8 protein-coding genes and 2 tRNA genes are annotated in these 7,965 nt (G+C 52.0%); 1 reads left to right on the forward strand and 9 read right to left on the reverse strand.

All coding sequences use genetic code 11. The features are described from left to right. Nucleotides 1-65: 65 nt before the first annotated feature. From ACRCWW_RS14885 to uvrY, 5 genes are all read right to left on the reverse strand, one after another. Nucleotides 66-139 (reverse strand) — tRNA-Cys (locus ACRCWW_RS14885). A 38-nt stretch (nt 140-177) separates the two neighbouring features. Continuing rightward, nucleotides 178-253 (reverse strand) — tRNA-Gly (locus ACRCWW_RS14890). Nucleotides 254-401: 148 nt separating this feature from the next. Continuing rightward, nucleotides 402-950, reverse strand: a complete 549-nt coding sequence (gene pgsA / locus ACRCWW_RS14895; RefSeq protein WP_330984402.1) for a CDP-diacylglycerol--glycerol-3-phosphate 3-phosphatidyltransferase — start codon at nt 948-950, stop codon at nt 402-404. Between the two features lie 55 nt (nt 951-1,005). Next, complete coding sequence (gene uvrC, locus ACRCWW_RS14900) at nt 1,006-2,838, reverse strand: excinuclease ABC subunit UvrC (RefSeq protein ID WP_438683102.1); 1,833 nt, start codon at nt 2,836-2,838, stop codon at nt 1,006-1,008. After that, entirely contained in the window at nt 2,835-3,491 is a 657-nt protein-coding gene (gene uvrY / locus ACRCWW_RS14905; RefSeq protein WP_330984404.1) for a UvrY/SirA/GacA family response regulator transcription factor, read from the reverse strand. Before uvrY ends, uvrC begins: the two co-directional genes overlap by 4 nt. Before the next feature lie 457 nt (nt 3,492-3,948). Here uvrY and ACRCWW_RS14910 point away from each other — a divergent pair, with 457 nt between their 5' ends. After that, the gene (locus ACRCWW_RS14910) at nt 3,949-4,173 is read left to right on the forward strand and encodes a DUF2594 family protein (protein WP_330984405.1); all 225 of its coding nucleotides are present in this window, start codon (nt 3,949-3,951) and stop codon (nt 4,171-4,173) included. Between the two features lie 61 nt (nt 4,174-4,234). Here ACRCWW_RS14910 and sdiA read toward each other — a convergent pair whose 3' ends face one another. From sdiA to dcyD, 4 genes are all read right to left on the reverse strand, one after another. Beyond that, nucleotides 4,235-4,957, reverse strand: coding sequence for a transcriptional regulator SdiA (gene sdiA / locus ACRCWW_RS14915; RefSeq protein ID WP_438683103.1), 723 nt, complete (start codon nt 4,955-4,957; stop codon nt 4,235-4,237). Between the two features lie 277 nt (nt 4,958-5,234). Further along, nucleotides 5,235-5,987, reverse strand: coding sequence for an L-cystine ABC transporter ATP-binding protein TcyN (gene tcyN / locus ACRCWW_RS14920; RefSeq protein ID WP_438683104.1), 753 nt, complete (start codon nt 5,985-5,987; stop codon nt 5,235-5,237). Then, nucleotides 5,984-6,652, reverse strand: coding sequence for a cystine ABC transporter permease (tcyL, locus tag ACRCWW_RS14925; protein WP_404657993.1), 669 nt, complete (start codon nt 6,650-6,652; stop codon nt 5,984-5,986). The genes tcyN and tcyL overlap by 4 nt, the downstream gene beginning before the upstream one ends. 14 nt (nt 6,653-6,666) lie before the next feature. Beyond that, a complete protein-coding gene (gene dcyD / locus ACRCWW_RS14930) occupies nt 6,667-7,653 on the reverse strand; it encodes a D-cysteine desulfhydrase (RefSeq protein WP_438683105.1) in 987 nt (328 codons plus the stop codon). Nucleotides 7,654-7,965 lie beyond the last annotated feature (312 nt).

The following is a 7,965-nucleotide window of genomic DNA, read 5'->3' on the forward strand; positions in this document are numbered from 1 at the left end:
GAACGCCGAGGGATTTTAAATCCCTTGTGTCTACCGATTCCACCATCCGGCCTCGGGAAATAAAGTGGAGGCGCGTTCCGGAGTCGAACCGGACTAGACGGATTTGCAATCCGCTACATAACCGCTTTGCTAACGCGCCGATATTGCTAACACCCGCAACTGCCGATGTTTTTAAACTGGAGCGGGAAACGAGACTCGAACTCGCGACCCCGACCTTGGCAAGGTCGTGCTCTACCAACTGAGCTATTCCCGCAGAATCAGATGAAGTTAATCATTTGATTTTGTTACCGTCTGGCAAGCTGTGCTGCCGTTCGATGCGTTGCATTCTACTGACATGACGCAATGAGTCAACGATATTTTTCAACGCACAGGATCGTTTGCTGAAATTTACGTCGAAACGATCACTGATCAAGCAAATCCCCACGCGCGGCATTCAGATACTGGAACATCGACCACAGCGTCAGTACCGCAGCAACCATAAACAGGCCAATTCCCGCCCACTCTACCCACTCATTCGGACGCCACAGCATCCATACCAGCGCGGCCATTTGAGCCGTCGTTTTCACTTTGCCAATCCACGATACAGCCACGTTGCTTCGCTTACCCAGTTCCGCCATCCATTCGCGCAGTGCAGAAATGATGATTTCACGGGCAATCATGGTCGCGGCAGGCAATGTGACCCACCATGCGTGGTAATGCTCCGCCACCAGCACCATCGCAATGGCGACCATCACCTTGTCCGCCACAGGATCAAGAAACGCGCCAAAACGGGTACTCTGATTCCAGCGACGAGCCAGGTAGCCATCAAACCAGTCGGTGATAGCGGCAACGAAGAAAATCAGTGCGCACAGAAAAGGAGCCCAGGTGAAAGGCAGATAGAACGCCAACACAAAAAATGGGATCAGGACAACGCGGAACAGGGTGAGCAACGTAGGGATATTAAATTGCATGGCGACGGTAACTATCTGTTGTCAGTAAAATTAGCCCTATGTTGCTACAGAGCCCCTAATGTTTCAACGAGTAGAAGATCTTTTCTGCCAGACCGTGCGAAATGCCCGGCACTTTTGCAATATCTTCGACGCTCGCATTTTGTAAACCTTGCAGCCCGCCCATATATTTCAACAACATCTGGCGGCGCTTTGGCCCCACGCCTTCAATCGTCTCAAGCGAACTGGTGCTTTTCACTTTAGCCCGTTTTTTACGGTGCCCGGTGATCGCATGATCGTGCGACTCATCTCGAATATGCTGGATAACATGCAGCGCCGGGGAGTCAGACGGTAAATTGAAGCCCTCACCTTCCGGTTCGAAAAACAGCGTTTCCAGCCCCGCTTTACGGTCACTGCCTTTTGCCACGCCTAACAACAGCGGATGATGTTTATCCCAGGTCACATCCAGCTCAGCGAAAACCTGCTTCGCCTGCCCCAGTTGGCCTTTACCGCCATCAATCAGGATAACGTCCGGAATTTTACTTTCTTCAATGGCTTTGCCATAACGACGACGCAACACCTGATTCATTGCCGCGTAATCATCACCCGGCGTTATCCCGGTGATGTTATAACGCCGATATTCAGCACGCAGGGGGCCATTGCTGTCAAAGACCACGCAGGAGGCGACCGTTTGTTCGCCCATCGTATGGCTGATATCAAAACATTCCATACGCTTCACTTCTGGCAACTTCAGGGTTGTTGCCAGCGCCTGCAAACGTTGAGTGATGGTAGATTGCTGGGCCAGTTTGGTTACTAGCGCTGTCGCTGCGTTCGTGCGAGCCAATTTAAGATAGCGGGCGCGGTCACCACGTGGTTTGGTTTGAATATGGATGCGTCTGCCAGCAAGTTCCGTCAGGGAGTCCGCCAGCAGCGTTTTATCGCCTAAATTGAAGTCAAGCAGGATCTCGCCGGGGAGCGTTCTCGCCTGGCTACCCTGTAAATAAAATTGCCCTACGAATGTTTCAACCACTTCCGCAGGTTCAGTTCCGCCCGGTACTTTCGGGAAATAGCTGCGGCTACCCAGCACTTTCCCCTGACGAATAAAGAGCACGTGGACACAGGCCATTCCGCCATTGAAGGCCACGCCGATAACGTCGAGATCATCACCTTCATTCGAGACGAATTGTTTTTCGGTTACCCGGCGAACCGCCTGGATCTGGTCACGAATTCGCGCCGCTTCTTCAAACGCTAACGCCTGGCTGGCCTTTTCCATACGGGCCACCAGCTGATTCACTACCTGCTCATCCTTACCCGCAAGGAATAAACGCACGTAGTCGACCTGCTGGGCATACTCTTCTTCGCTCACCAACCCAGCGACACACGGCCCCAGACAGCGGCCAATCTGATATTGCAGGCAAGGACGCGAGCGGTTGCGATAGACGCTGTTTTCACATTGGCGAATAGGGAAGATTTTTTGCAGCAACGCAAGCGTTTCGCGTACTGCGTAGCCATTCGGGAATGGGCCAAAATATTCACCTTTGGCGTGTTTGGCACCACGGTGCATCGCCAGCCGCGGGTGTGTATCGCTGCTCAGGAAAATAAACGGGTAGGATTTGTCGTCACGAAGCAACACGTTATAGCGCGGCTGATACAACTTGATGTAGTTATGTTCAAGCAGCAGCGCTTCGGTTTCGGTGTGGGTGACGGTGACGTCTATCTGAGCAATCTGCGCCACCAGAGCTTCCGTTTTGCGCGAGGCAAGATTGCTGCGGAAGTAACTGGAGAGGCGTTTTTTCAGATCTTTGGCTTTGCCCACATAAATAACCGTGCCGCCGGCATCATACATACGATACACGCCAGGCTTGCTGGTCACGGTTTTCAGAAAGGCTTTTGAATCAAAAACATCACTCACTGACTTGCTAACGACTCCGCATTGCACAGGCCATGGCGAATTGCCAGATGCGTCAGTTCAACATCACCATGAATGTTTAATTTGCTAAACATCCGATAGCGATAACTGTTCACCGTTTTAGGACTGAGATTCAGCTGTTCTGAGATCTCATTGACCTTCTGACCTTTGGTGATCATCAGCATAATCTGCAATTCACGTTCAGACAAACTGGCGAAGGGTGATTCTGTTTTTTCAGGCTCAATTTGACTCAGCGCCATTTGCTGAGCAATGTCAGACGCGATGTAACGCTGACCCGCAAACACTGAACGAATGGCATTTACCACTTCTTGTGGTGCGGCGCCTTTGCTCAGATAGCCAGCGGCTCCTGCCTGCATGACTTTCGCCGGGAGTGGATTTTCCGTATGAACGGTTAACATGATGACTCGAGTATCGGCCGTGGAACGTGCGATTTTACGTGTTGCTTCAAGCCCACCGATGCCGGGCATGTTCATATCCATCAACACCACATCAACCGGGTTGCTACGGCACCACTTCACCGCATCTTCACCACAGTTAACTTCGCCGACAACTTTAATACCCTTTATATCTTCCAGAATGCGTCGTATCCCTGCGCGCACTAGTTCGTGGTCATCAACAAGAAGGACGTTGATCAAAGGAATAATCTCCAGAATAGGGATAACGCTACTGTTTCTAAATTCGTCACCATATTAACGGGTTTTATCCTGCGGGGGAAAGCCTAAAAATGTTCCATTAAAGATTTTACTCGGGTTTCTGGAAATTAGACTGTACAAAAACTGGAAACAACCACAAAACAGAGAGATACGACAATCGGTTTTTTAAACAGTTTTATTCAAAAATTTCCTGAAAACGCGACATTTTACGCAGATGATAAATACGATGAGAATTATGTAACAATAATTAACCGAGCAGGAACCTGATTTCTACAAATAAGCTAACTGCCGCTGCGTAAACTTCAGAATATTGCGCGTAAGCACCTCTGATCAGAGAACAAAACTCAAGCACTCCCGCTTTGCGCAAAGCCTGTGGTATACTGCGCGCCCTTTATCGTTACACCCCGCGTAAACGCGCAGAAATCCAACGAGGAAATAGATGAGCACTCCTGATTTTTCCACTGCTGAAAATAATCAACAACTGTCCCAGGAAGTTTCCTGCATGAAAGCGCTGCTGACGCTGATGCTGCAGGCGATGGGTCAGGCTGACGCCGGGCGCGTGATTATTAAGATGGAGAAGCAAATCGCGCAGATGGAAGATGAAGCTCAGGCGGCCGTATTTTCCAGCACCGTTAAGCAGATTAAACAAGCTTACCGTCAGTAAAGGTGCACCGGCTGCTCAGGGCAGCCGGTTTTGCATCTGGCACGCAGAACATCAGAGGCGGTCAGATGATACCAATCGCCGCGGCATAACAGGCAATTTGGGTCTTGTTCGGCGCGTTAAATTTCTTCTGCATATTCTTTTGATGAAAGTTCACGGTATTCTCAGAAATCGACAGGATGATGGAGATTTCCGCTGACGTTTTCCCTTCAGCCGTCCACTTCAAAATTTCCAGCTCACGCTTGCTGAATTTCATTTCTGGTGCCATCACCGTCGTATCTTCCTGACGCACCAATGCCCCAAGGCTCAGCGTCATTAACGTCTGCAGGCGCAACTCAGTCTCTGCATCCGAATAGGGGTTCGCCTGGTTGCTTTCCCGCGACACCGATAAAAATCCTAACGCACGATTAGGCAGCATCAGTGACTGAGTAATCCCCTTGCGCAGGCCGTGGTCACGAGCGGCATCCCATAAATCTGGCGCATCGCGGAATAAGCGGTCGTTCCACGGCAAATGCCCGTTCAGGTAATTCTCTGCTTTTAATACCGGATCGATAGCAAAATAATTTTCGGCGTGATAATGCGCCATCCAGTCTTTGGGATAGGTCGTTTGCAGCGAAAGTTTGGGGCGAGTAAAAGGCACGGGATGTCGCACACAAAGCGCGAACCAGTCATATTCCAGCTCGTGTGCCTGCTGCTGCAATATCGTATAGACCTGTTCGTTTGTCCCGGCAGCCTGAAATTGCTGCGAGATCTCCTTCCGCCACTGGAAAAAATCAATGTCCCTCATACCGACGAGAAAACTCCTGATTGATAATCATTCTTATGAATGCATCAAATTAACACATAACTCTTATTTATATATGTAAAATATCGCGGTCAGGGAAAATAATCTGAAACGATCGGCTGACGACAAACAAACTGGCGGATAAAACCGTTGCGGCACGCGGCCTGAGCAATAAGCCTGATGTTATAAAGGCTATTTTCGCCCCTTAAATCAAATTGAATTATTCACGATAAAGCGGCCTGAAAATCAGGCCGCCTGGTTTTACAGTTAGAGGAAAGGATTACTGCATGAGGAATTTTTCGAGGAACTGACGGGTACGCGGCTGCTGAGGATTAGCAAACAGCGATTTGGCTTCGCCTTGTTCAACAATACGCCCCTGATCCATGAAAATGGCCCGGTCAGCAACGTCGCGGGCGAAGCTCATTTCGTGGGTCACAATCACCATCGTGCGCTTCTCTTGCGCCAGTTGGCGGATGGTGTTGAGCACTTCGCCCACCAGCTCCGGGTCCAGCGCCGAGGTCGGTTCGTCGAATAAAATAACATCCGGGCGCATCGCTAACGCACGAGCTATTGCCACACGCTGCTGCTGCCCGCCGGAAAGACGGCGAGGATAGCTGGTCTCTTTGCCCGACAGCCCTACTTTGGCCAGCAGCTCACGCGCACGCGTCGTTGCTTCGGTTTTGTTCTCACCTTTGACAATCACCGGCCCTTCAATGATGTTCTCCAGCACCGTACGATGCGGGAACAGGTTGAAGTTCTGGAACACAAAGCCCACATGCTGGCGAAGCGTACGAATTAGCCCCTTTTGCTGGCTCAGCGGACGAGCTGCATCAATGGTGATGTCGCCCACCCGAATCGTGCCGCTTTCAGGTTGTTCAAGCAGGTTAATGCTGCGTAAAAGCGTGGTTTTCCCCGAGCCGCTTGGCCCGATAATCGCCACCACTTCCCCCTCTTTCACTTCCAAATCGATACCGTGCAACACGGTCTGACCGTGGAATTTTTTCACCAGGTTTTTTACGTCAATAGCACTCATTTTGGATCACGCTCCTGGCGGTTGAGCTGGTTTTCAAAGTAGTTCTGCAGCGCAGAAAGCACCGTCGCCATCACCCAGTAGATCAGCGAAGCGGCCAGATACATGGTGAACACTTCCAGCGTGCGCGAGGTGATCAGCTGCGCCTGGCGGAACAGCTCTGGCACCTGAATGGTCGCCGCCAGCGAGGTGTCTTTCACCAGGCTGATAAAGCTGTTGGACAGGGGCGGCAACGCCACACGTGCAGCCTGCGGGAGAATGGCGCGACGCAGCGTCTGCCACGGCGTCATCCCAATACTCGCCGCGGCTTCCCACTGCCCTTTATCGATAGACGAGATAGCCGCACGCAGCGTTTCAGACGTATACGCCGCAGTATTGAGCGACAGGCCAATCATCGCCGCCGGAATCGGGTCCAGCTCAATGCCAAACTGCGGCAGGCCGTAATAAATCATGAACAGCTGGGCGATAAGCGGCGTGCCGCGAAAAATCGAGATATAGAACCGTGCCAGCCAGCGCACCGGGCCAATCGGCGACATGCGCATCAGCGCCAGCACAAACCCCAGCACTAAACCAAAAAACATCCCGCCGATGCTGAGCTGGAGGGTAAACACCGCTCCTTTCAGCAGATACGGCAGCGAGTCGATAACCAGTTGGATACTTTCTTGCATTATGGTGTTCTTACTCAAACATGAGGATGGTAAGCGAACAGCGCCGGAGCACCGCCCGTGTGAACAAACAGGATTGGGCCTTCATCTTTAAAGCGCTTCTGGCTGATACCGTCAATCAGCCCGGCCATCGCTTTGCCGGTATACACCGGGTCGAGCAAAATGCCTTCCAGACGCGCCAGCAGCTTAACAGCTTCCATCCCTTCGTCATTCGGCGTGCCGTAGCCCGGAGCGAAATAGTCATCCCAGAGCGTGATATCTGCCCTGGCTTTAAGTTCCAGACTTTCTGCCACAGCCTGCTGCAACGTCACCACTTTCGGTTTTTGATCGGCGATGCTGCGGGAAACCGTCACGCCGATAAGTTCAACATCCGGCATCAGTTGCTCTAAGCCCACCGCGAGACCCGCATGCGTGCCTGCGCTCCCGGAAGCCACCACCACCGAAGAAAGCGATACCGCGCCTTCACACTGCTGCGCAATCTCAAGCGCGCTTTCCACATAGCCGAGCGCACCAAGAGCATTTGAGCCACCGACCGGAATGATATAAGGACGAAAGCCTTGCGCTTCCACACGCGTCGCCAGCTCTTCCAGTTGGCGATTAGGATCGGTCAGCGCGTCGCACATCTCGACCTGCGCGTTGAACAGGTCAAGCAGCAGGCGGTTGCCGTTCGTCAGGTAGTTCTCGGCTTTAGTGCCGATAGGATTTTCCAGCAAAGCAACACAATGGAGGCCAAGCTTCGCGGCCACGGCGGCAGTCTGACGCACGTGGTTAGACTGGATTGCACCCGCAGTAATCAGCGTGTCGGCGCCTTCGCGCAGCGCATCGGCAGCCAGAAACTCCAGTTTACGCAGTTTATTGCCCCCCAGCGCCATTGGCGTCACATCATCACGCTTGATGAAAATATCGCGCCCCAGATAGTCAGAGAAACGAGGCAGGTACTCCAGCGGAGTGGGTGCGCCGATAAATTCCAGACGCGGAAAACGAGTTAGATTTTGCAGTGACATAGCAGCTCCTGTTTTCTTTTTATTATGCACACAGTTGCGGACGAAATAAAAAAAGGCGCTGCAATAGCGCCTTTTTAGCTTGTGGGTGGAGATAAACGTGGGACCTGTGCGGCCTGCTCCCCCTCACCCCGGCCCTCTCCCTAAATGGAGAGGGAGAAAGTCAAAACCAGCTCCACTCTGTCCCCTCGCCCCTTTGGGGTGTACGGTCCGGAGACATGGTAGACAGGTGTTCGGGGACATGGTGAACACTATTTAACATCCTTTACCCATGGTTATCGACCTTTTCTTCAGGTCGATAACCCCCACTTTCGT

The organism is Scandinavium sp. (genome assembly GCF_051650185.1).
GTDB lineage: Bacteria > Pseudomonadota > Gammaproteobacteria > Enterobacterales > Enterobacteriaceae > Scandinavium.